General features: G+C 41.6%; 18 protein-coding genes. 9 read left to right on the top strand and 9 right to left on the bottom strand.

Annotated features, from left to right (window positions below):
* Positions 1-82: 82 nt before the first annotated feature.
* Positions 83-2,356: an ABC transporter permease gene (locus MHB37_RS02010; protein WP_405168886.1), complete on the top strand. Its 2,274-nt coding sequence runs from the start codon at positions 83-85 to the stop codon at positions 2,354-2,356.
* A gap of 219 nt (positions 2,357-2,575) precedes the next feature.
* Positions 2,576-3,553 (top strand): phosphotransferase, encoded by a 978-nt coding sequence (locus tag MHB37_RS02015; RefSeq protein WP_076192721.1) that lies wholly within the window; start codon positions 2,576-2,578, stop codon positions 3,551-3,553.
* Positions 3,554-3,600: 47 nt separating this feature from the next.
* Here the strand turns inward: MHB37_RS02015 and MHB37_RS02020 are convergent, their stop codons facing one another.
* Complete coding sequence (locus tag MHB37_RS02020) at positions 3,601-4,494, bottom strand: helix-turn-helix transcriptional regulator (RefSeq protein ID WP_076307947.1); 894 nt, start codon at positions 4,492-4,494, stop codon at positions 3,601-3,603.
* A 145-nt stretch (positions 4,495-4,639) separates the two neighbouring features.
* Here MHB37_RS02020 and MHB37_RS02025 point away from each other — a divergent pair, with 145 nt between their 5' ends.
* From MHB37_RS02025 to MHB37_RS02035, 3 genes are all read left to right on the top strand, one after another.
* Complete coding sequence (locus MHB37_RS02025) at positions 4,640-6,892, top strand: beta-L-arabinofuranosidase domain-containing protein (RefSeq protein ID WP_340916278.1); 2,253 nt, start codon at positions 4,640-4,642, stop codon at positions 6,890-6,892.
* Positions 6,893-7,198: 306 nt separating this feature from the next.
* Positions 7,199-8,914 carry an ABC transporter ATP-binding protein gene (locus MHB37_RS02030; RefSeq protein WP_076275994.1) on the top strand — a complete coding sequence of 572 codons (1,716 nt, stop codon included), beginning with the start codon at positions 7,199-7,201 and terminating at the stop codon, positions 8,912-8,914.
* A 35-nt stretch (positions 8,915-8,949) separates the two neighbouring features.
* On the top strand, positions 8,950-9,432 hold the full coding sequence (locus MHB37_RS02035) for an NUDIX hydrolase (RefSeq protein WP_076101239.1): 483 nt from the start codon (positions 8,950-8,952) through the stop codon (positions 9,430-9,432).
* Between the two features lie 66 nt (positions 9,433-9,498).
* Here MHB37_RS02035 and MHB37_RS02040 read toward each other — a convergent pair whose 3' ends face one another.
* Entirely contained in the window at positions 9,499-10,395 is an 897-nt protein-coding gene (locus MHB37_RS02040; RefSeq protein WP_076124612.1) for a LysR family transcriptional regulator, read from the bottom strand.
* A gap of 339 nt (positions 10,396-10,734) precedes the next feature.
* On the opposite strand from MHB37_RS02040, the gene MHB37_RS02045 reads away from it, so the two are divergent.
* Positions 10,735-11,406: an O-methyltransferase gene (locus MHB37_RS02045; protein WP_076302322.1), complete on the top strand. Its 672-nt coding sequence runs from the start codon at positions 10,735-10,737 to the stop codon at positions 11,404-11,406.
* Between the two features lie 214 nt (positions 11,407-11,620).
* On the opposite strand, the gene MHB37_RS02050 is transcribed toward MHB37_RS02045, so the two are convergent.
* The 5 genes from MHB37_RS02050 to MHB37_RS02070 form a co-directional block, all read right to left on the bottom strand.
* Positions 11,621-13,567, bottom strand: coding sequence for an FtsX-like permease family protein (locus tag MHB37_RS02050; protein WP_076124609.1), 1,947 nt, complete (start codon positions 13,565-13,567; stop codon positions 11,621-11,623).
* Complete coding sequence (locus tag MHB37_RS02055) at positions 13,557-14,318, bottom strand: ABC transporter ATP-binding protein (RefSeq protein WP_038568421.1); 762 nt, start codon at positions 14,316-14,318, stop codon at positions 13,557-13,559. The genes MHB37_RS02050 and MHB37_RS02055 overlap by 11 nt, the downstream gene beginning before the upstream one ends.
* Positions 14,319-14,424: 106 nt before the next feature.
* Positions 14,425-15,429 (bottom strand): sensor histidine kinase, encoded by a 1,005-nt coding sequence (locus MHB37_RS02060; RefSeq protein ID WP_076192734.1) that lies wholly within the window; start codon positions 15,427-15,429, stop codon positions 14,425-14,427.
* The gene (locus tag MHB37_RS02065; protein ID WP_076124606.1) at positions 15,426-16,115 is read right to left on the bottom strand and encodes a response regulator transcription factor; all 690 of its coding nucleotides are present in this window, start codon (positions 16,113-16,115) and stop codon (positions 15,426-15,428) included. Before MHB37_RS02065 ends, MHB37_RS02060 begins: the two co-directional genes overlap by 4 nt.
* 77 nt (positions 16,116-16,192) lie before the next feature.
* Entirely contained in the window at positions 16,193-17,083 is an 891-nt protein-coding gene (locus MHB37_RS02070) for a TetR/AcrR family transcriptional regulator (RefSeq protein ID WP_256717207.1), read from the bottom strand.
* A 205-nt stretch (positions 17,084-17,288) separates the two neighbouring features.
* Between MHB37_RS02070 and MHB37_RS02075 the strand changes: the two genes are divergently transcribed.
* Complete coding sequence (locus MHB37_RS02075; protein ID WP_076185676.1) at positions 17,289-18,812, top strand: DHA2 family efflux MFS transporter permease subunit; 1,524 nt, start codon at positions 17,289-17,291, stop codon at positions 18,810-18,812.
* Between the two features lie 46 nt (positions 18,813-18,858).
* On the opposite strand, the gene MHB37_RS02080 is transcribed toward MHB37_RS02075, so the two are convergent.
* Positions 18,859-19,905 carry a YncE family protein gene (locus tag MHB37_RS02080; protein WP_076192739.1) on the bottom strand — a complete coding sequence of 349 codons (1,047 nt, stop codon included), beginning with the start codon at positions 19,903-19,905 and terminating at the stop codon, positions 18,859-18,861.
* 186 nt (positions 19,906-20,091) lie between these two features.
* On the opposite strand from MHB37_RS02080, the gene MHB37_RS02085 reads away from it, so the two are divergent.
* Both MHB37_RS02085 and MHB37_RS02090 read left to right on the top strand, forming a co-directional pair.
* A complete protein-coding gene (locus tag MHB37_RS02085) occupies positions 20,092-20,973 on the top strand; it encodes a nucleotidyltransferase domain-containing protein (protein ID WP_076192741.1) in 882 nt (293 codons plus the stop codon).
* A gap of 212 nt (positions 20,974-21,185) precedes the next feature.
* Positions 21,186-21,935 (top strand): WecB/TagA/CpsF family glycosyltransferase, encoded by a 750-nt coding sequence (locus MHB37_RS02090; RefSeq protein ID WP_076192743.1) that lies wholly within the window; start codon positions 21,186-21,188, stop codon positions 21,933-21,935.
* A gap of 809 nt (positions 21,936-22,744) precedes the next feature.
* On the opposite strand, the gene MHB37_RS02095 is transcribed toward MHB37_RS02090, so the two are convergent.
* Positions 22,745-22,930 carry a hypothetical protein gene (locus tag MHB37_RS02095; RefSeq protein WP_405168887.1) on the bottom strand — a complete coding sequence of 62 codons (186 nt, stop codon included), beginning with the start codon at positions 22,928-22,930 and terminating at the stop codon, positions 22,745-22,747.
* Positions 22,931-23,150: the final 220 nt, after the last annotated feature.

Below are 23,150 nucleotides of genomic sequence, written 5' to 3' on the forward strand. Positions count from 1 at the left end.
TCTATAGAATAAATAGTGAAAGTATTCACTTGATGATGCAAAGGGAGGAATATTCGTTATACGATAGGAGGATGATGTATCAATGTCCATACAGAATAAAACAGCAATGATAAGAATTGCAAAAGCAAATTTAAAAGCGGAAAAAACCAAAAATTACTTTGTAGGCAGTGTGATAGCTTTAGCTGCGTTTTTATTAACTGTTGTAATGACCTTTGGTTATAATTCTTTTACTAACCTACAACATGAGTCGAATTTCCAGGCTTTATTCTATAATCTCAATAACAATGAAATCTCACGATTGAAAGAAATAGAGGGAATTAATAAAATCGGACTCTATAAGGAAATAGGCAGAGAGAAAAAAGAAGAACGCTTATTGTCCATTCTCTACACGGATCAAGCCATGATGGATTTATCAAATGCCAATATCGTTCTGGGGAAGTTCCCTACAAAAGAAAATGAAATTGCAATAGAAAAAGACTTTCAGTTATCCGATGATCGAAGCCTGGGGCTTGGCGATTCTATTTCTTTGCAATTTAGAAACAATGCCAGCAAAGAATTTCAAACCAGCCAATTTGTGATTTCTGGAATTCTGCAAACAACCGCATCAGGTAACGAGAATCGAATCGGCTACAATGCTCTGGTATCAAGCGCGTTCGTTGAGGCAGATCCGTTTCTTTCCAAAGAGGATTACTCCGCGGCAATTAGCATCAACAACAGCAGCAGTTATTCCAACGAGGAACTGAAGTCAAAAATCAAAGAAATAGGGCAGCGAATGGGTATCTCTGAGAGAAATATTCAGATCAATAATGTGAATGTGGACAGTAATAATCTGTCAGGAAGCACTGTGATATCCATCTTGTCTATCATGCTGATCATCGCACTGGCTTGTTGGCTAGTTATCTACAATATCTTTTATATTTCAATTACTAAGCGAATTAAACAATACGGACAACTTAGAGCAATCGGTGCAACAAAAAAGCAGATAAAACAGCTAGTTCTATATGAAGGGAAAAATCTTTCAAGAAAATATATCCCTATTGGAGTTATCTTAGGATGTTTAATGAGCTGGATTTTAAGTGGCTTTCACTGGAATGCAGTTCCAAGTTTTTCACTTGCCTTTTTAGCCGGTTTGCTCACCAAAGTAACAGTTAGAGCTTCATTAAACGCACCATCTAAATTCGCATCAAGAATCTCTCCTATAACGGCGATTAGACATGTAGATGCCGATGTTAATACAAAAAAGGAGAAAAGAAACTCGAAAAGACTCACACCATTTTCTTTAGCTGCATTGAACTTATCAAGAAGCAGGAAAAAGACGGTGTTAACTTTGCTGTCTCTTTTTTTAAGCGGAACGCTATTTGTTTCCTTGGGGACATTATTAAACTCGGTCGATCCAATCTCAAAAGCAGAGAAATATTTTCCGAATCATGGTCGGTTTGATATTCAAATTAATAATGAGTTGTATTCTGAAACAACCTCATTAAGTGATCTTCAGACGGAAGGGCAACTATCTACTTCTTTAAAAAATAAAATCCTAGCTATAAATGAAGTTGAGGACGTAATCGAACATCAGTATATTGAAGCTGCTATCGAAGGAATAAAAACGGATGACGGGGCCGCGATAGTCAGTATTGAGAATATCCCTACGTTAAACAACGAAAGATGGAGTAGTCATTTGGCTGAGGGGAAGATCCCAGATGTTGATTCGTCGGATGCATCCTACATACTCCTTAACAGCGCCAGTAGTGACTTAGATTATTACGGGGCTCATTACGCTGTCGGTGATCATATTTCATTCATAATTGCTAATGATCAGGAGAAGGCCAAACATGATTTTGAGATCATTGGAGATATTACGGATAAGAATTCAGGAACTTCATTTTATCTTCCACCCAAAGTAATGCAAACTGTAGCCCCTTTTAATAGCAATAAGAGCTACGAAGTTATTACTATGGATAAATCGAATGAAGAGTCAATAAAGAGTGAGTTAGAGGGTGTGATTCTCAATGAGGATACACTCAAATTATTGTCTTTTTCCGAAGTTGTGGAATCCAATAGAATTGCTTTTAGAACTATCACTATTTCAGTGTATAGTTTTATGGTTTTTATAGCAGTATTCAGTATGATCAATCTCTTGAACACCATAATCACCACTATTTCTGCAAGAAAAGGGGAGCTAGGCCTTATGCAAGCCATAGGAATGAGCCGAAAACAATTAATGGCTATGTTAACCTATGAAACAGGATTTTTAGTGGTTGGAAGCTTTACGATGGCTCTTTTTACGGGCAATCTAATGGGATACATGATAAGTAAGAGTGCAGGGAATATGGTGGGGCTTTCCTACATTCAATACTAATTCCCTTGGAGTGCTATTTTCCTGTATTTCTTGGTTATTTTACTTGTCCAGACTGGTATGGTTCAGTTTGTTAGACGATCAATATCGAAGCAGAGCATTATAGAGCAATTAAATTAACGATGCGGAAAGTTTAGCTATATTTAATAAATCCCTCGCCTTTATACGGGCCAAACGTGAAAATAAATAGTGAGTAGTAATTAACGTTGAAGGGTGATTTATATGCTGAAACTGCCGGTGTATCATTCCGTAATTTCTTCCCATGCCATAGTACCCGTAATTAATGATCTTTATGAAATCGGGGATGTTTTGGAGTGTAGTTTTTATGAGAACGGACTTAATGATACCTATTTACTAAAGACCTCTATTGATAAATACATTCTTAGGATCTATAAAGCTCATTGGCGAAATAAACATGAGATTGATTTTGAAGTGGAGTTATTGAATCACTTAAATAAGAAGAATATCCCGGTATCGGCTCCGGTAATCAGCAGGGATGGTGGTTACCTAATTGAGCTGGAGGCTCCTGAAGGAACACGTTACGCAGTTCTGTTTACTTTTGCAAAAGGCAATTATTCCGATGAAAAAGCTAGCTGTGAATTATACGGTGAACAAGTGGCTAAGATGCATCTGGCTATGGATGATTTCGAATGTGGGCAGCAAAGATTTACGCTTAATCTGGATCATCTGCTTCAAGAACCGCTTCAATCGATTCGCAAGCCTTTATCCCACAGGCAAGAGGATATCGATTATCTAGAATCTTTGTCGGAAGTATTGGCAAATAGCATAGCTGAAATCTCATCAGCGCTGGATTGGGGGGCATGTCATGGTGATCTTCATGGAGCGAACGTACATTTCTACGAGGATACCCTGACTCATTTCGACTTTGATTGCGGAGGTTTTGGCTGGAGGGCCTATGATGTTTCCGTGTTTCTGTGGTCAAGGGTTAGAGGGAAAGAACGAGAGCATTTTGACAATGAACAATGGACTGTTTTCCTGAACTCATACCAAAAGCATAAAGTATTATCTGAGAACGATTTAAAGGCAATCCCTATATTTGTTGCTATCCGGGAGATATGGTTGATGGGTCTGCACACAGGGAACGCACAGGTTTGGAGTTGTGGGTGGCAAAACGATCATTACTTCAATACTAATCTGCAATTCCTACGTAATTGGTGTGAAGTTCATTCTATCCAATAGACAATACCCAAACAAGAAGCCACTCCATATTTAGGGGTGGCTTTACTTCAGTCATTATTCATAAACGTCTTATGATAAGCGTTACGATATTGGGTGGGTGTCATGTTTTCGTATTTTCGGAAGAGGCGCATGAAATATTTATCGTCGGTGAATCCCGTCTCTGTCGCGATGTCCCTCACGCTTAATGCGGTTCTGGTTAGTAGCTCCTTCGCTTTAGTCACACGTACTGAATGGATATATTCTAATGGCCCCATGGAGGTATGCTGTTTAAATAGCCGAGCTAGATAGTCCTTGTTGTAATTGAATTTATCCGCGATGATGGCCACGGTAAGTGGTTCGCTTGCATGTATCCTTGTCCACTCAGCTATTTTGACGAAGGTGACATCTTGCTGTGCGCGGATCAGCTTACTGGCGAACGGCTGAAGTGCATGCTCAGACAGCTCAATTAAAAGCGAGGTCAGCAAATAATTAACGCTGGAATAGGTTAAATACCCCGAGTTGGCCACATGAAGGATTTGATTCGCCAGAATATGAATCCGGTCACTATGTTCGATTTTTATGATTTGGGGCAGATATAGATCATGTACGGACCATAAGCGCTGTGTGCGCGAAAAGATTTCTTCTGCCTCAGGCTTCATTTCCTCCTCACTCAGTAATAACCCCTCGGTTGTCAGTTCGAAATGAAACCAATAAAACTTAACCCCGGGTCGTGACTCTCTATAGCCGACATGTGTGCGATTAGGCATGAGCAGAAGAGCTTCGTCAGGGCCTACTTCAAATTGTTTGTTCTCCTCACTCAAATATACCGTTTCGTTCACCCCAATGATTAGTTCGTAGTTCCCCATAACACGCTCCACATGCTTCCATGGTGTTTCTGAGATAAATTCACCTGCCGCTGTAAAATGAACAGGTACATCTGCATTTATTTTTAAGTAGGTCATGCGGTCCTCCTAGCAATCAATAAGTCGGGTTTGTCCACTATTTGTACGACTGATCTACCGACAAATCAACGTTCCGGTGTTATCTTATGGATACAAATATACACTTGTCATCTAACCCTGACAAGATTGCGAGGGAGCGATTTCATTGAAGACGCAAGCTTTTGATCTACAGAACGTACGAATTGATTCAGGTCCACTTCTCCATGCGATGGAGTTAAATACTGATTATTTACTCAAGCTTGAGGCAGATCGGCTTCTGTCGCGTTTTCGCGAATATGCTGGCTTAGAGCCTAAGGCTGCTCACTACGAGGGCTGGGAATCTCAGGGCATTAGCGGCCATACGTTAGGCCATTATATTTCTGGATGTGCGTTAATGTATGCCTCTACGGGAAATGAAGAGCTGCTACAACGCGTGAATTATGTAGTAGATGAATTAGAGCTATGTCAGGATGCGCATGGCAATGGCTTTATTTCCGGCATTCCTCGTGGCAAGGAGTTATTTGAGGAAGTGAAGGCAGGCGACATTCGCTCACAGGGCTTTGACCTCAACGGAGGTTGGGTGCCGCTTTACACGATGCATAAGCTGTTTGCAGGTCTTCGCGATGCTTATCGATTGGCCGGCAATCAGAAGGCGCTCGTTATTGAAACGAAGCTGGGGCTGTGGCTTGAGGATATTTTTGCAGGGCTGAGTAAAGATCAGATCCAAGAGGTGCTGCGTTGTGAGTTTGGCGGCATGAATGAAGCGCTGACGGATTTGGCAGAGGATTCCGGAGAAGATCGTTTCCTCGCGTTAGCGGAAAGCTTTTATCATGGGGAAGTGCTTAATGATCTGGCCGTAGAAAAAGATACCCTAGCTGGAAGACATGCTAATACACAGATTCCAAAAATCATCGGAGCTGCTAGACAATATGAGGTAACTGGGCAGGAGCATTATGCAGGTATTTCCCGCTTCTTCTGGGATCGGGTCGTGAATCATCATTCTTATGTGATCGGCGGCAACAGCTATAATGAGCATTTTGGTGAACCGGATAAGTTAAATGATCGATTGGGTGAAGGTTCATGTGAGACATGCAACACGTACAACATGCTGAAGCTGACTAAGCATATGTTCCAATGGGATGCGTATGCAGCGTATGCGGATTACTACGAACGTGCGATGTATAACCACATCTTAGCCTCTCAGGAGCCGGTAGATGGCCGGGTATGTTACTTCGTATCTCTCGAGATGGGTGGACATAAATCGTTTAATTCGCAGTTCGAAAGCTTTACGTGTTGTGTAGGTTCGGGAATGGAAAGCCATTCTATGTATGGCTCGGCGATATACTTCCATAGTGCAGATGAGCTTTATGTCAATCAGTACGTACCTTCTACAGTGGCTTGGAAAGAGCAAGGCATTAGCTTGCAGCAAGAGACCAAGTTCCCGGCAGAGGGACAAGGTGTACTGCGGATCAGTGCAGCACAGCCAACGAAATTCACATTAAAGCTAAGATATCCTTACTGGGCTGAGCAAGGGATGAGTGTTAGCGTAAATGGTGAAGATGTTCAAGTAAATGTAGGCAAATCTAACTACTTTACTTTGGATAGAGAGTGGCAGGATGGAGACGTTGTCGAATACGATATTCCGATGTCGGTGAGAATCGAGACGATGCCGGATAATCCGAACCGAGTTGCATTCCTTTACGGGCCACTTGTGCTCGCAGGTGATTTTGGGCCTATAAATGCAGAGACCAATAGCGATCGCGCCCTTGCTTCCGTATTAATCGGAGATCGGGACACACTGACGGACAACCTCATCCAATCTAATGTGAGCAAAAATGTGTTCCGGATGAAAGGTTTAGGGTATATAGGGGATCATGAGCTTCGTCCGTTCTACCCTATGCATGATCATCGTTATTCCGTGTATTGGGATTTATTTACACCGGAAGAGTGGAAGCTGGCAGAGGCTGAATATCGCGAAGCCGTGGAGAATAACTTGCTGCTTGAGCAGTTAACTGTCGATTCGGTACAACCTGCTGAAATGCAGCCTGAACGCGATCATAATTTCACAGGTGAATTTGTAGGCTTAGGTAAAATCCACAATCGCAAGTATCGGGACAGCTGGATCAATGGCTGGTTCTCCTTCACGATGGAAGTTTTGCCGGATGAGCAAGTGGATCTGGTGGTCACGTATCTGAAGTCGAACGATACTTCGCTGGCATTTGATATTTTGGCGGATGGGGAGCAACTTGGTGTAGGCACTCTTGAGTCTGAGGAGATGAATAAGCTGGAGACGATTCGCTATGAACTCCCGCAGCCGATCACGAGCGGCAAATCAGCAGTTACGATCAAGTTTGCTTCTCATGAAGGACATAAGGTTGGCCAAGTGGCCGGACTACGTATCGTTAAACGGAACTCTTGAATAAAAAGGCTTACAGAATTATAATAGGAACAATTCTTTTAATTGAGGTGAAATGGATGTCTTTCCGTACCGTTACAAGGAACTAGTTATCGGGCTGGGTGAAACGCGTACCAGCTATCAAGGGGGGAATCTACCCTTTTGGTTACAACTAACTAGAGCTTTGAACGGTGCCATAGGCAGCTATTTTTGTAGAGCCAGGCACTTAACCTATTTAACTTAGAGAACCGTTTATTTGTGGATGGTTTTTTACAGTGGGATAGGGGCGCCTGGCTTTTTTGCATTCAATTAAAAGAGGGGATAAATGATATGTTAAAAAAGAGTCTAGCTCATCTAAAGTGGTGGGTATGTGGTTATATTTTATTGGGTTTTGCCATTCAGCTGTTAAGTAGTTTAGGGGTTGTTGTCTTTCAAAAAATATTAGATAAGGCCACGGTAATCAACAGTTTTGGTGAAATATCCACATTAATTATGGTGTATGGGTTTCTGCTAGCTGGGGTGGCGATCCTGAATTATATAGACGAATACCCGAGTGTGTTTTTATCGAACAGCATCACGGAGCGGTTAAAGATTCTTGCACTGTCCAAAATATCAAAAATGGATTATCAAGCGTATCAGGATATGGGAACAGGGCAGATGATTAAGGTGATCGAGAACGGGGCAGCGGCTGGAAACAGCATTATTTTTTCTTTTTTTCTCAAAACATTACATGAGTTGTTACCTACTCTTCTATTCAGTCTAGTCTTTATCAGCTTCTATGATCTAAGGATCATGTTAGTGATTGCAGCTGGCTACGTGGTTGTCTTTCTGATAACAAATCTGTTGTTGAAATTTCTGTATGCCATGAAGGCTGCCATTCTCCAAGAGCAAGAAAAGATGTCCAGATTCTCTATCCGCGGGTTTATGGAATTGGTCGTCTTTAGAACCAACAAGAGATATGAGAAAGAGATCGATAAATTAAGCCAGACTGCACGCACTATCATTCATAAAAATGCTCAGCTAAAAATGATCCATGAAGCTTTTTTTGCTATATTCGAGTTATTTGTCACGATCATTAAAGTTGTTGTCCTGATTTATGGTGTGAAAAGCATTGTCGCAGGCGAGACCTCCCTTGGTATTGTGGTCGCATTGTTTATGTTCATCGATAAAATTTATACCCCAGTTGCCATCTTTAATGTTTTATTTGTAGATTACAGACTGAATAAAGTGACCTACAGAAGATTCGAGGAATTTATTGCTGCCCCAGAAGATAAGAACTTGGAATCCGGAGAAGCCATCACTGAGCTCCAAGGCAATATTGAGTTTAGGGAGGTGTCCTTTACTTATGGGAATGTGCAGATACTGAACAACCTGTCTTTTTCGCTTACGCGAGGAACTTCTGTTGCTATTGTCGGATTAAGTGGAGGCGGGAAATCTACGCTGATTAAATTGATTGTGGGGTTATTAAAAAAGGGCGAAGGTGAACTCTTACTGGACGGTAAGGATATCGATGAGATTCGTTTGAATAGCTACTATGATCATATTTCCTATCTATCCCAAGATACGCCGATTTTTGATGCTACGATAAGGGATAATATTGTATTTGATGAGGATACTCTGTCGGATGAAGAGCTATATGAGATTCTGGGAAAAGTTCATTTGCAGGAAAAAGTAAGCCATTTACCGGATCGCTTAGATACTTTGGTGGGCGAAAAAGGTCTCAAATTATCAGGAGGCGAAAGACAGCGATTAGCGTTTGCCAGAGTCATTGCCCAAAAAAGAAATATTCTAATTCTGGATGAGCCCGTGTCAGCGCTTGATAATATCACTGAGCAAAGTCTTATGGAGACGATTTTGAATGAATTTAAGGATAAAACTATCATCATTGTGGCCCACAGGCTTAATTTTATAAAAGACGTTGATAAGATATTGGTAGTGGATCAAGGATCAATTGTTGGGGAAGGGAAGTTTGATGATTTAATAGAACAGTGCGAAGCTTTTAAAGCGTTATGGAATAGAAAAATATCGTTTACAGATTATCGATAAATTGCTAGACTCTTCTAAAAAAAGAGGTGCTATCTATGGCTTGGCCAACACATATTGTAGCGGTGGGTGGAATTGCAATAAATGAAGAGGGAGATATTCTTTTAGTAAAAACACATCATGGTGGCTGGGTATTTCCTGGAGGACAAGTGGAAGTTGGAGAAAACCTAATGGATGCACTAATTCGCGAGATTAAAGAGGAAAGTGGAATAGATGTTGTTGTTTCTCAATTGATTGGCGTGTATTCGAATACAGGTATGCATAAATGGTATGACGGTGAGACGGATGTTCCTACCAAGGTCATGTTAGACTTTATCTGCAAGCCCGTGGGTGGAGAATTAAGTACTTCGGAGGAAACATCTGAAGTGATGTGGGTAGCCAAGGAGAAGGTGCTGGATCTGATTTCTGCAGCGGCTATTCGTACCCGCTATCAAGCTTATTTGGATTTCGACGGAAATACTAGGTACATGGATTATGTAACTGGAGGTGCGTTTGAAGTTAAATTGGATCGGACGGTGTAAAAAAAGAAGCTTTGAGGCTTTCCCGAAAGGGAAGGCCTCTTTTGTTGGGAATGAGCAATCATTCCGCTATATCGTATAAGGATTGTGTCGAATCATCTCAATTAAATTCACTGCGGCTGCTGATAAGGGCTCATTTTTACGTGTACAGATCGCAATGGTATTTTTCAGATGGACGCCTTCTACATATACTCGGCACAATTCTCCACGCTCTACGTATTTGCGTACGACTAATGAAGAAACGAAGTTTGCACCATATCCGGCGATAACGGCTTTGATGGCTTCATGTAGTCCATTAAATTGCAAAGAGATGATAGGAGCGGGTGTGTTGTATGTGCGGCATAAAGATAATAATCGCTCCCGCGTTGAACTCCCTTCTTCACGCATAACGAAGGGTTCCTTCATCATTTCGGATAGAGAAACTTGCTGATTGGCATAACGATGATCGGGTGCGACTACAAACCATAACTCGTCCTGAAATAACTCCTCTGTCTGGATTGTATCTGGATAAGCCTCGGCGATTCCTCCATAAATAGCTATATCCACATCTACATTTAACAGCTGCTTGAGGGCATCACTTGAGTTTGTAGTGGTGATCATCATCTCCACTTGTTCATATTGCTGCTTGAACTTTGCAATCCAGGTAGGAATGAGAAAGTGAGCAGGCAAATACGTTGCGGCTAGACGGATACATCCGTTACTGCCGTTAACATAATCTTGAGCGAATTGCTCAATTTGTTGTTCTACGGCGAACAGTCGCTTGGCGAGTAGAGTAAGCTCTTCCCCTGCATCCGTTAAAGCAATTCCTCTGCCTTGAGGTTTAAATAGGGCAAAGGACAGTTCCTTTTCGAACTTCTTAATCTGCGCAGTGATGGCAGGCTGACTTATATTTAAAATTTCTGAAGCGCGTGTCACACTGCCTGCCGATGCGATTACATGGAATAAGCGTAAGGCATGTAGGTTCATGGTTAAACTCCCATTCTTCGATTCATATATTAAATATATAAATTAAATATAAAGATATATTATATTTATGATTATAACTGATTTACAATACAGATATAAAGATGAACTTGGAAAGATGAGATTAGGGAAAGGAATAATGGAGAGGAGGTTTGGAACTGTAGGAGCGTAGCGATCGCCTTTGTCTCCGGATTTCAACCATGAACAGTGTTTAAATTGAAGAAATCTGGAGACAACAGCGACCGGAAGTCCAAACACTCCTCGTAGTTACGAACGATCCCTAAATGTGGAATTTATAAGTTCATCTAAACCAAAATCAATACTAAAGGAGAAGTGATAAATATGAATCAAACGACTACTTGGGATAAAGTCGATCAGTATATTACAGAGCGCCTGATTCCACAGGACGCTGTGTTGGAAGAAGTGTTGGTCACCAATCAACAGGCAGGGTTGCCGCCCTTTGATGTTTCGCCTAGTCAGGGGAAATTCCTCAATCTACTGGTGCAAATGAAAGGTGCACGCCGGATTTTGGAGATTGGCACCTTGGGAGGGTACAGTACGATTTGGATGGCAAGAGCCCTGCCGTCTGACGGACAGATAGTTACCTTGGAGCTGGATCCTATTCATGCGCAGGTAGCTAAAGCTAATCTTTCGCTTGCCGAGGTGGATCATCTGGTAGAGCTTCGTGTAGGGGATGCATTAGAGCAACTGTCTCAGATGAAACAAGAGGGCGTTGAACCCTTCGACTTTATTTTTATAGATGCCGATAAACCGAATAATCCTAACTATTTAAAGTGGGCGCTGCAATTCTCCCAGCCCGGAACGGTGATCCTTGGAGATAATGTGATTCGTGAAGGCGAGGTCATTAATGAGAATAGCGAAGACGCTCGTGTAGTAGGCGTACGGGAATTTTATGATCTGTTGGCTGAAGAGTCTAGAATTTCGGCTACTGCCATTCAGACGGTGGGAAGCAAAGGTTATGATGGATTTGTATTGGGGATTGTGAATAGCTGAGGGATTCGACAGATCCTCTGAGCGTTACGGACCCCGTTGGCGTTATTTGCGAATTTTTAGCCTATAGAGCAGGGTTTCGGACTCCAGTGACGCTATTACTTAGAAAGAGGTTCATCTGTGTCCGATAGATGCCGGTGCCTCCTACCTGTAAATGATATCAAATCAAACAAAGGTGTCCCTAAGCCATGATGGCTTTTGGAACACCTTTGTTATTTTAAAGCGCCTCTTTAATTACCTTTTTGTAATAGAAGACGGACAATATTGCAAAGATCGAATACAAAGCAGTGTATAACAGCATCACCAGAATCATCGGTGTCCAAAGCTCTGTGCCGAATAAGAACCAGCCGGATTTAACGGCGAAGTAGCTGTGAAGCAGACCTATGACTAATGGAATACCGAAGTTGAACAATTGCTTCATCTGTATACCTCTGAGCAAATCACCTTGCGTGAACCCAAGCTTTCTCAGAATGGTGTAGTTAGGTTTTTCATTTTCACTTTCATCCATTTGTTTAAAGTATAGAATACATCCGGAGGTAATCAAGAAGGTTAACCCCAGAAAAGCAACGATAAACATAATGAGTCCCATATTTTGTTTTTGACCTTTTATCGACTCTAATTGAGAGTCTTGTTTGTTTTTCTCATCAAATTTCAAGGTCTTGAAAAGTTCATTTGCCTGTTCAACGCTTGCCCGGACTTTCATATCAATCCCGATATTAAGGGAGGATCCCCTTTGAAGGGCAGGATCTAAATCCTTCTTTAAGCGCTTAAAGATCGATTCGTCTACAACCGCAACCGGTAAGCCACCACCTGTGTAATACCCTGAAATGGGACTTTCGATATCTAATCTTTTATAATCCTGTGGAAAAACCTCATGTAACCCTTTGAGTTCAATCGCACCTTTATCTTTCATAGTAACAAAATTATCCAGTGCACTGCTTGATTTCGTAAAATAAGCTTTATCTGGAGTTAGATCAACGTCTTCAAGTGCATTTTCACTTATGATCGCCAGGGTCATAATATTTGAAAACATATTGTCTCCGTCCGGTTTTTTAACAAGAATCTCTTCAACATCTACATCGACCTGAAGGACTTGGGTCCTTCTTTCTGTAAATACTAAATCATTTGCCGTTAGGATCTTTGTAAATTGTTCAGCCTCTTGGGCATTCGTGAATACAAAATCCGTTGGGACATATTGCTTGGAAGTTTTCTCAGCAGAGTAAAAGGAAATGTAGCTAAGGGATAATAAACCCAGGGCTAGTGCCGATACCGTTGTGATGATGGTCAATAATACGGCATTGGATTTCATGCGAAACATAATGGAGGAAAGAGATAGAACCTCTCTAATGTTCAGATAGCCGTTTTTCCGCTTACGAATGATATGAAAAATAAAACTTACCGAGCCTTTATAAAATAGATAGGTCCCAATAATGACGGATCCCAAAATAGTAATCATGGATATAGCCAATTGATTCATTGAGGTTACGTCGTCGGTAAGTAATTTAGAGGAGAGCACATAGCCCAGTAGGATTAGGCCAATTCCGACAATCCCTATGATCATTTCAAAGAAGGATAACTTTTTCACTGTACCTTCTGTTGTTGAGGTCACCCGGAACAAGGATAAGATACTTTGTCTTTTAATAAATCCATAATTCATCAGCATGATCAAAAGATAAATCACACAGAATACGATCAATGTCTGAATCAAAGCTTCGATAGAGAAATGAAGGGAGGCTATAGCATCGACCCCCATTATTTTAAATAAGATCATGAGGATCAATTTTGAGATAGAAAAGCCTACTAATATCCCCAGGATCAAGGAACCGAAATATAGGATAAAGTTCTCTGCCGAAAGAATGCGGAAAATTTTATTTTTGGTCATTCCAATTAACTGAAATAAGCCAATTTCTTTGCCGCGTCGTTTGATAAAGATCGTATTAGCATACAACAGGAAAATAGAGACAATTACGACTAGTAAAACCGAGGCAGCCGTGATGGCTGCGCCCCCTTTGATAGAGCTTTCCAGCTCATCCATCGAGGGATCATATTGCAAGGTGACAAAGGCGAAATATAAGGCCACACTAAAAACTAGCGCAAACACGTATAGGTAGTAATTTCGGATGTTTTTTCGCAGATTTCGAATCATTAATACATTAATGCTCATTCTGCACACCGCCTAATACACCCTGTGTTTTTATAATGTCGTTGAAGAAAACTTGTCTTGATTGTTCTCCTTTATTTAGTTGCGTATAGATTTTTCCATCTTTTATAAAAATAACTCTACTGCAATAACTGGCAGCCACTGGATCATGTGTAACCATAACGATAGTTGCTTTTCGTTTTTGATTGAGTTCACTTAGCTTATTTAATAAATCAGAAGCGGATTTAGAATCCAGCGCCCCGGTAGGCTCATCTGCAAAAATAATACTTGGATCATGAATGAAGGCACGAGCTGCTGAGGTACGTTGTTTTTGACCGCCAGAGATTTCATTGGGGTACTTATTTTTTAATTCCAAAATCCCCAATTCCTTTGCGAGACTTTCGAATTTCTGATTGGCGGCTTTCTTGGGTGTATTGGTAATGGATAGTGGCAGCAGGATGTTCTCCTTTACCGTCAGCGTGTCCAAGAGATTATATTCTTGAAATATAAAACCTAAATGATTCTTGCGAAATTCAGCAAGCTGCTTCTCTTTCATATTGGAGATTTCATTGCCCTCGATGGTAATAGATCCGTTACTGATTTTGTCGATCGACGAGAGTACGTTGAGTAGGGTGGTTTTACCTGAACCGGAAGGCCCCATGATGCCAACGAATTCGCCTTCTTCTATACGAATATCGAGTCCGCTTAACACGGATTGTTTGTTTAATTTATTGCCATAGCTTTTATGAATTTTAGTAGCTTCTAGAATTGCCATAATGATTCACTCCTTCGTTTCTTCTTGTATAGCTTTATTATAAAAAAGTTTATTGTTCTTATCCTGCGATTGCCCGAACAAAATATAAAAGCATGTGACATTGTTGTCACATGCTTGAGATTTTAACGAATTCATTTTTGAGTGGGAAGGTTAGCGTAAATGTTGATCCCGCTCCGAGCTTGGATTGAACCCCGATGATGATGAGTAAGGATTGAGCTGCTTTCTGAGCTAAATATAAGCCCATGCCTGTGGCGGCATTGTCGCGATGTACAGTAGTGGAAGTAAACCCTCTGTCGAAGATGCGCGGCAGGTCCTTCGGATCTATCCCGCGCCCGCAATCCTTCACCTCAAGAACGATATGTTCAGCTTGCTGGTAGCTATTCACTGTAATATCAGAAGATTCACTATATTTTACGGCGTTGGTTAGGAGTTGTCTGAGGATAAAAGCCAGCCATTTAGCATCACTAAGCACTTCAGCAGCTTCTAAGTTCAACTCAAAGCCGATTCCCTTCTGAATACACCAAGATTGTAATGTCTTAATCTCACTAAAAATAAGCGTTTCTATATCGATTTGCTCCATGTACAGGTCGTTTTCAATAAATGGTATCCGTCTTTGATGGAGCTGCTGATCCAGCAGCAGGTGAATACGAAGCCACTCATAGGTCAAGTGCCCCTTCATAACATCATCTTCTATACGCTCAATCATTAGATGCATTGCGGTCAGTGGAGTCTTTACTTCATGAATCCAGGATAACAACTCATCCTTCTCTTGCTCCAAATTCATTAAATTGTCTGAAGCAGTCCGCTTTAACAATTTCACTTGGTTGGTGATGCTCTCTTCGATGATTTTCTCAAAAGGACTTTCGGCAAGAGCGATGCTTGTCAGATCGAGATCATCGTCCCGCTCATTTAAGCTTTTATAAAATCTGGTTTCCTTAGGATAGCGAATGACTAGAAAAATTACGAAAAAAATCATCGATAAAGAGACCAGATAGAGCACTGAAGACAGGGGGATGGTCGGGTCCATAAAGGTGATAAAGAGCATAAATAGATGTACAAAGAGAAAAAGCAAAATCCAACCGAGTCTTTCGAGCAGGTACTTTTTAATCATAGAGAATCCTCTTCAATGGCTACGTACCCTTGTCCAACCTTCGTCTCAATAAACGCCCCTAATTCAAGCTCGTCGAGCTTTTTGCGCAGCCGATTTACGTTGACGGTAAGGGTGTTATCGCTAATAAAGCGCTTATCGTCCCATAAGCTATTAATTAATTCCTCGCGGGTGACAATTTTATTCTTTTTCTCAATGAGCAATTTCAATATGAAAATCTCATTTTTGGTAAGCTCAATCGTTCCCGTGTCGTTGGTCACTGAATTCCGCTCATAATCGACGGTAGCTCCGCACCACGTTTTGAGTTCAATGTTATCCGTATTGTAATTGTACACACGCCGGAGAATGGCTTGCACCTTGGCAATGAGTACATCGAAATGGAAGGGCTTTTGGATATAATCATCGGCTCCCAGCTGCATGGACATCACCATATCTGTCGGATGATCCCGAGAGGATAAGAAGATAATCGGCAGATTAGAGTGAGAGCGAATCATTCTGCACCAATGAAACCCATCGAATTTGGGTAATTGGATATCAATTATCACTAAATCAGGTTTGATTTCCGTGAATTCCTGCGTAACATTGTTGAAATCTTGAATGCCATATACATCATAAGACCACTGCGTAAGCCGTTCTTTGATCTCATTAAACAGCGTTGTATCATCTTCGATTAATAAAAGCTTGAACAAATCGGTCACCACACTTTTAGTTTCGTGCCTTGCGTTTAGAATACGCTTAAATGATTGAAGCCATACTTTGATTGTGCTTAGAGCATTGCAGATAACACTGTCTGATAATGCGCAAATTCCTTCGTTTCATTAAACTGAGGGCACATTTTCAAGGAGAGCAGGGCGCTTTCGATTAAGAACTCTCTTGGTTCCTTGTTGTTCATGATCTCTTCTTGGATAAAATATAACAGCTTCAGTGCATTGGACAGGCTAGGATCATCGGCGGCGAATGATTTATCAATAATTTTTTTTAAGCTTACGGTCGCAAACGATAAATCATTATTAAAAAAATCAGTGTATTCAGCAACAGGCAATAGTTTCCCTACATGATCGGGGGAGATAAGCTGCATTCCTTTTTCACTTAAGTCCTCAACAATCGTCTGGATAAGAGTAGTGCAATAATTAATGATTTGTTGAGAGGTAATGACTTCATTCATGGCACTGTTAATTTGCAGCATATCTTGCAAGATGCCTGTGAAAATGATGGCTCCATCCAGTAGATAGGGTTTTTTATCTTCAGAAAATATATGCAGGAAACGTTCATGCACCCAGGTTAATAAGGTGAATTTAGTTTTTTTGATGAACGTAATTAAATCCGGATCATTGGAGACCAGGGCATCTTCAACCAGCTGCAACAATTTATTTTTCTTATTGATTTTCATAACCAGTTGAACCTGTTTAGCGAATATATCAATGTCAGAGGGGTCCTGGCCAATAAGCAGGCCATTTCTGCCTTCTTCCAGCTGGTCATGAATAGAGGTGAATACAGCTTTAAAGAGATCCCCCTTGGAAGGGAAATAATTATAAAAAGATCCTTTGGAGATCCGGCTGTGATTCAGAATGTCCTGTATGGATGTGGCGTGGTAGCCTTTTTCAATAAATAATTCATGTGCTTTTTGAATCACTTGCTCTTTCCGTTTATTTATCATCTTAGGTGCCCCTTTAAGCTGGACTCTTTTGTGCAAAAAAAACACTTCACGTAGAATAGACTAGCTTATATTTCCACTTAATACAATTTAGTTTTTAAATGAATTCTGACTTGCCAAGCAGTAAATATAAGAGTAATATATTCTACATTGTAACATAAGTTCAAAATTGAACCGACGGTATGATTATAGAATGGAGGATTCCAAAATGAAAACGAAAGAAAGTAAAGCGTCCTATGGGATTTTGGCAATCCTTATGATTGGTGCATTTGTTGCTTTACTGAGTAATACCTTGCTCAATATAGCTTTACCATCGATTATGAAGGATTTTGATGTCAGTGCCTCAACGGTACAGTGGTTATCGACGGGTTATATGTTAGTGAACGGGATCATGATTCCTTCAACGGCCTTTTTAATTCAAAAGTATACAGCCAGACGATTATTCCTAATCGCCATTGGATTATTTGCAATAGGGACCTTCATTGGAGGCTTTGCTCCAAGTTTCCCTGTATTATTGATTGCGAGAATGGTCCAAGCCTCAGGGGCCGCGATTATGATGCCATTATTAATGAATGTATTGTTCACCACATTTCCACCTGAAAAACGTGGCTCGGCCATGGGGATGTTTGGTTTGGTTATGATTTTTGCACCAGCCATTGGTCCTACACTCTCAGGATGGATTATTCAGCATTATGAATGGCCTGTGCTGTTCTTTATGATTGCACCGATCGCCGTATTGGTGTTCATTCTTGCCTTCTTCAAACTGCATGATCCTAAAAAAGATGTGGCTATTAAAATTGATATTCTATCCGTAGTTCTATCAGCGATTGGGTTCGGGGGTCTTCTATACGGCTTCAGTTCCGCTGGGAATAAAGGATGGGATGATCCAATGGTCTACTCCACCCTTATTATCGGGGTTATTGGTTTAGTGATATTCATTATGCGCCAGATGAAGATGAAGGAGCCTATGCTTAACTTCAGAGTGTACAAATATCCGATGTTCGCTTTATCCTCAGCGATTTCGATTACACTGAATATGGCGATGTTCTCAGCCATGATGTTAATGCCGATTTATCTGCAAAATATTAGAGGCATTTCACCTTTGGATTCGGGACTGCTAATGTTGCCTGGTGCGTTGATTATGGGGGTTATGTCTCCAATCACAGGTAAATTGTTCGATAAATTCGGCGGCAAAGTCTTAGCGTTAATCGGTCTGGCTATCGTAGTGATCAGTACGTATTTCTTTAGTGATCTAACTGAGACAACGAAATATTCGACACTTATGATTTTGTATTCTGTGAGAATGTTCGGGATTTCAATGGTTATGATGCCTGTGATGACCAATGGTCTGAACTCCATTCCGGCTAAATATACACCGCATGGTACAGCCATGAACAGTACGATTCAGCAAGTCTCCGGGGCGATTGGCGGGGCGCTGCTTGTAACGATTATGTCTAACAGTACCACATCACATGTCAAAGATATGGTAGCTGAAGCTGTGAGTAAATTAACGGCTAAGCCTTCTGCAGAGCAATTGCTTGGCATTCAAAACCAAGTCATCGCAAAAGCAACGATCGAAGGAATTAACGATGCATTCTTAGTGTCAGTAGGCGTAGCCATCATTGCCTTTATCCTAGCTTTCTTCATAAAAAGAGGGATACAGCCTAAGGATACAGAAACAATCGAGGAAAAAGTGGCTGTTAAACAAGTTTCATCCGCTAGATCGATGTAATTTGATATGTAGAAAGACGCTCACCTATGGTGGGCGTCTTTTTGTCTTAATTAAAAATAGAACTCTGAGTGAGTCTTGGTCCATCCTGAATGACCGTTATGGAGTCGTTTCCACCTACATAAATTCTATTTGTGAGCGGGTTTAGCACAGTGCTGCCTGATACGGAGGAGAATCTTGCGAGCCGTTTAAACGTGGTGGCGTTATAAACGGACATATGATTCTTATCAAAATTACCAACAAATAAATGATTTGTATTCGGGTTGATAATCGTGTTGGAGGAGGTAGGCAACACCTTTGTGGTTATAATTTTGTTGTTGCGCCCATCTATGACAAACAGCCTGCCCTTACCCTCCACTTGTGCACTTGAGACATAAATACGATTCGTCAGCGGATTTATAACGACCTCACTTTGCAAACGTCCCAGCTGTACATTACGCAACAATTTATTGGTTCGGCCATTGATCACAGAAAGAAACCGGCTCAAGTTATTAGCGACATAAATACGATTGGTAATTTTATTAAGTGCTGGCGCTATCACGGGGTTACTTCCGACTTTTATTGTCGCAATGATCGCCTGTGTAGTTCCGTCAATGACGGTGACGCTATCATTTACTGTATTGGTCACATAGACACGGTTGGTAAGCTCATTGATAACAATTCTGGAGGGGCGTCCACCGATTTCAATCTTTTTACGGACCTGATTTGTTTTCCCGTCTATGACGAATAGGGTTCCGAATGCGCTAGTTACATAAATCAGATTGGTTCGAACATTTACTCCGATATTGTCTGGGAATCGGCCTACTTTGACAGTTTTGATTACCTGGTTTGTCCGCCCGTTTATGACAGATACGTTTTCGTCACGGAAGTTAGGTACATAAATCCGGTTGGTTTGGGGGTTGATTCCGAGCTGAGACGGCAGTCTTCCTACAGGGATCCGAGCGATAATGCGATTAGTTCTGCCCTCCAATACCCCGATAGTTCCAGCCTCGGTGTCTGGGTTTACAAAGTATACTCGATTCGTGACGACATTTACTTTTATATCTCCGATCGGTCCGGCAGAGCGGACTGTAGCAATCACTTTTGGCTGCGCCATGCTTTTACCCCTTTCCAAGTAAATAGATACTTCATTATATTTAGGCTTAGGCAAAAGGGTACTTCATTTATCCTTGCAAGATATATATTAGGAGTGTAGAATGGTACTCCATTATCCAAATATTAGGTTAGGTGTAAGCGTTTTATTTTTTTGAGAAATTGAGATTGATTGGAGGTTGGGGTTGAGATGGTGAAATCAGTGTTGTCGGATATTTTATTAACACCTGATAAGACGCAGGTTCATAGCGAATTATTAGAGGAAATTGGGCAGTATATCACACAAGAAATTCTAAATCATCCGTTAATGAAAGAGGAGAGTCAGCGGGTAAGTATTCTCCTTGATGGATCGACCGCACTTGGTGTGGTGGATGAGCAGTCGGATGTGGATGTAATCATTATTTGTCAGGACGAGTATTATAGCAGCATTAATCATCGGTTCGAGCAAGCGGGGCTGATCCCGGAGCAAAGTAGTTTTTTTATGGATTTACGACTTCCCAGCGGCAAGTCCGGACATTACACACTGCATAAAATATCAGAAATCAAAGCGGCGTTAATGAGCGGAAATATGGAATGGCTGTGGAATGCTTCTATTTCTTATATCTACTATGACCGATTGGATGTAAAGTCGCTTTTTGATGCCTATGTGCCCCTCCAACCTGAAGTCCTAATGAGATTTCGTAAGAATTCATACATACAGTTAAGAAGTTATGCCAAAAGCTTAGATAATCCGGTAGTGCGTGGCGACGCCTTTCCTATTTTATTTTTAGCGGTTTCTCTTTATAAAGAAGCATTACGCTGTGCCATTACTATTGAAGGTCACCCCTACCCCTATGACAAATGGCTGGTACCTGTAGCCAAACAAACGACTGTCGGCCGAAAGATTATGGAGTGTGCGGGCGATTTTTGGAGTTTTATTAGAGATGATGAATCCTTTGCCCCTATGTACCAGGAGGATAATAACTTTGTCAAAATGGAAAAACGATTCCGGAAGATACTTGTAGAGGAATTCCGCATGCGGGGGATCGATGAATCTTGGTTAGTAGAGTGGTGGAAGTTTATGGAGGAGTGAGTGGAGCTATAGGGTGTTTGGGTGAGTAGAGTAGCTGTGGTGGCGGGGTTGCTGGGGATGGCTGTAGTGGCTGGGATGGTCGGAGTGGTGGAATGGCTGAAGTGTTTGGGTAGCGTAGTAGCTGGGGTGATTAAGTAACTTAAATGACTCCCCTTCCTCCTCTTGATTATGGTAAGGTATATTGAAGTGGAATTTTAGTGAGAGGTGATTATATGGACGGGACAGTTTCAATATTAGGAGTTCCCTTTTCAAAACTAACACTACATGAGACAACACTTCATCTAACAAAACATATTCAATCTGGGGAATCGAAACTTTTCCATTTGATCACGGCTAACCCGGAAATTACGATAACAAGTCAATCGGACGAGCTGCTACGAACCATACTTCAAGAAGCGGATTTAATCACTCCTGACGGGATTGGCATTGTGATGGCATCAAAAAGAAAAGGCGATCCTATTGCTGAGAGGGTAACTGGATATGAGCTGCTTCTTGAGCTTTTGGAGCAAGGAAATAGCTTGGGATGGAGTTTTTATTTCTTGGGAACAGATGAGCTTACCAGCTGTAAAGCGGTCGAAAAGATCACGGAGTTATATCCGAATGTGAAGATTGCAGGAAGACATAATGGTTTTCTTACCAAGGAAGAGGAGCCTGCCATTGTAGCAGAAATACAGCGCGCACAGCCAGATTTCCTGATCGTTGCGATGGGTGCGCCATACTCTGACAAATGGGTATATAAGCACAAACAGGAGCTTACGCAGGTAAAAGTTGTTTTTGGCGTGGGGGGCAGCTTAGATGTAATTGCGGGAAAAGTTACTCCTGCACCAGCGCTATGGAAAAAACTCAATCTGGAGTGGTTGCATCGACTTTTGTTCGCTCCCGTTGCGAAGGGACAAAAGTCGCGATGGCGCAGACAGGCAGTGCTGCCCAAATTCGTGTTCCGAGCTATGATTAGGAAATGAAGAAAAGGCCTCGTTTATGGGGCCTTTTTTAGGTTCGATTGGTGGGAGAGGAGGAGGGAGCAGGTGTGAGAGTTGGAAGTAAGGAGTAGGGGGAAGAGTAAGAGAGATTAGTGGGAGTAAGGTGAGGAGTATGAGCAAGAGTGAGTAGTGAGATTGAGGTAAGGACTAGGAGTAGGAGTAGGAGTAGGAGTAGAGTAAGTAGTGGGATTGAGGTAAGGAATGGGAGCAAAAGTGAGTAGTGGGAGTATGTGTAAGAGTGGTGAGTAGGATGTAAGTGCGACTATAGCTGTGACCTTTAAACAAATTAATAATAATAAACAACACCGATTCTGGTTGATGCCATAGTCTCGTATTTAATTCAAACTAAAAGCTAAAGAGGAACAATAAGGGCAAAAATGCCCCTGAGTCACTGGAATTCCGCCCGAAGAGGCAAAAGAAAGGCAAAAATGCCCTAGATCGGGCGCAATTACAGCCCTAAGGGGCAAAAGAAAGGCAAAAATGCCCTAGATCGGGTGCAATTCAACCCGAAGTGGCAAAAGAAAGGCAAAAATGCCCTAGAATCGGTGCAATACAGCCCGAAGAGGCAAAAGAAAGGCAAAAATGCCCTAGAATCGGTGCAATACAGCCTGAAGAGGCAAAAGAAAGGCAAAAATGCCCTAGAATCGTTGCATTTCAGCCCGAAGTGGCAAAACAAGGGCAAAAATGCCCTAAAATCGGTGTGATTCAGCCCGAAGTGACAAAACAAGGGCAAAAATGCCCTAGATCGGGTGCAATTCCGCCCGAAGAGGAAAAAGAAAGGCAAAAATGCCCTAGAATCGTTGCATTTCAGCCCGACGAAGTGAATCAACGGTATAAATCCCGTAGACTGAGCCGAGTCCGGCCCGAAGCAGCAAATCAGCGGTATAAATCCCGCAGAATGAGCCAAATCCGGCCCGACGAAGTGAATCAACGGTATAAATCCCGCAGAATGAGCCAAATCCGGCCTGAAGCAGCAAATCAACGGTATAAATCCCGTAGACTGAGCCGAGTCCGGCCCGACGAAGTGAATCAACGGTATAAATCCCGTAAATGTCCCCAGCCCGCCCGGTTACTATCCATTACCAACAGGGAGTCGGTTTTCGCCACACATTTAATGTGATCCCTATTATGATGAGTGAAATTTGTTTAATTGAGCAGATACATCCGCGTTAATTGAAAATAGGGTAGGAGTTTATC

The organism is Paenibacillus sp. FSL H3-0286, from assembly GCF_045040705.1.
GTDB classification, from domain to species: domain Bacteria; phylum Bacillota; class Bacilli; order Paenibacillales; family Paenibacillaceae; genus Paenibacillus_AQ; species Paenibacillus_AQ odorifer.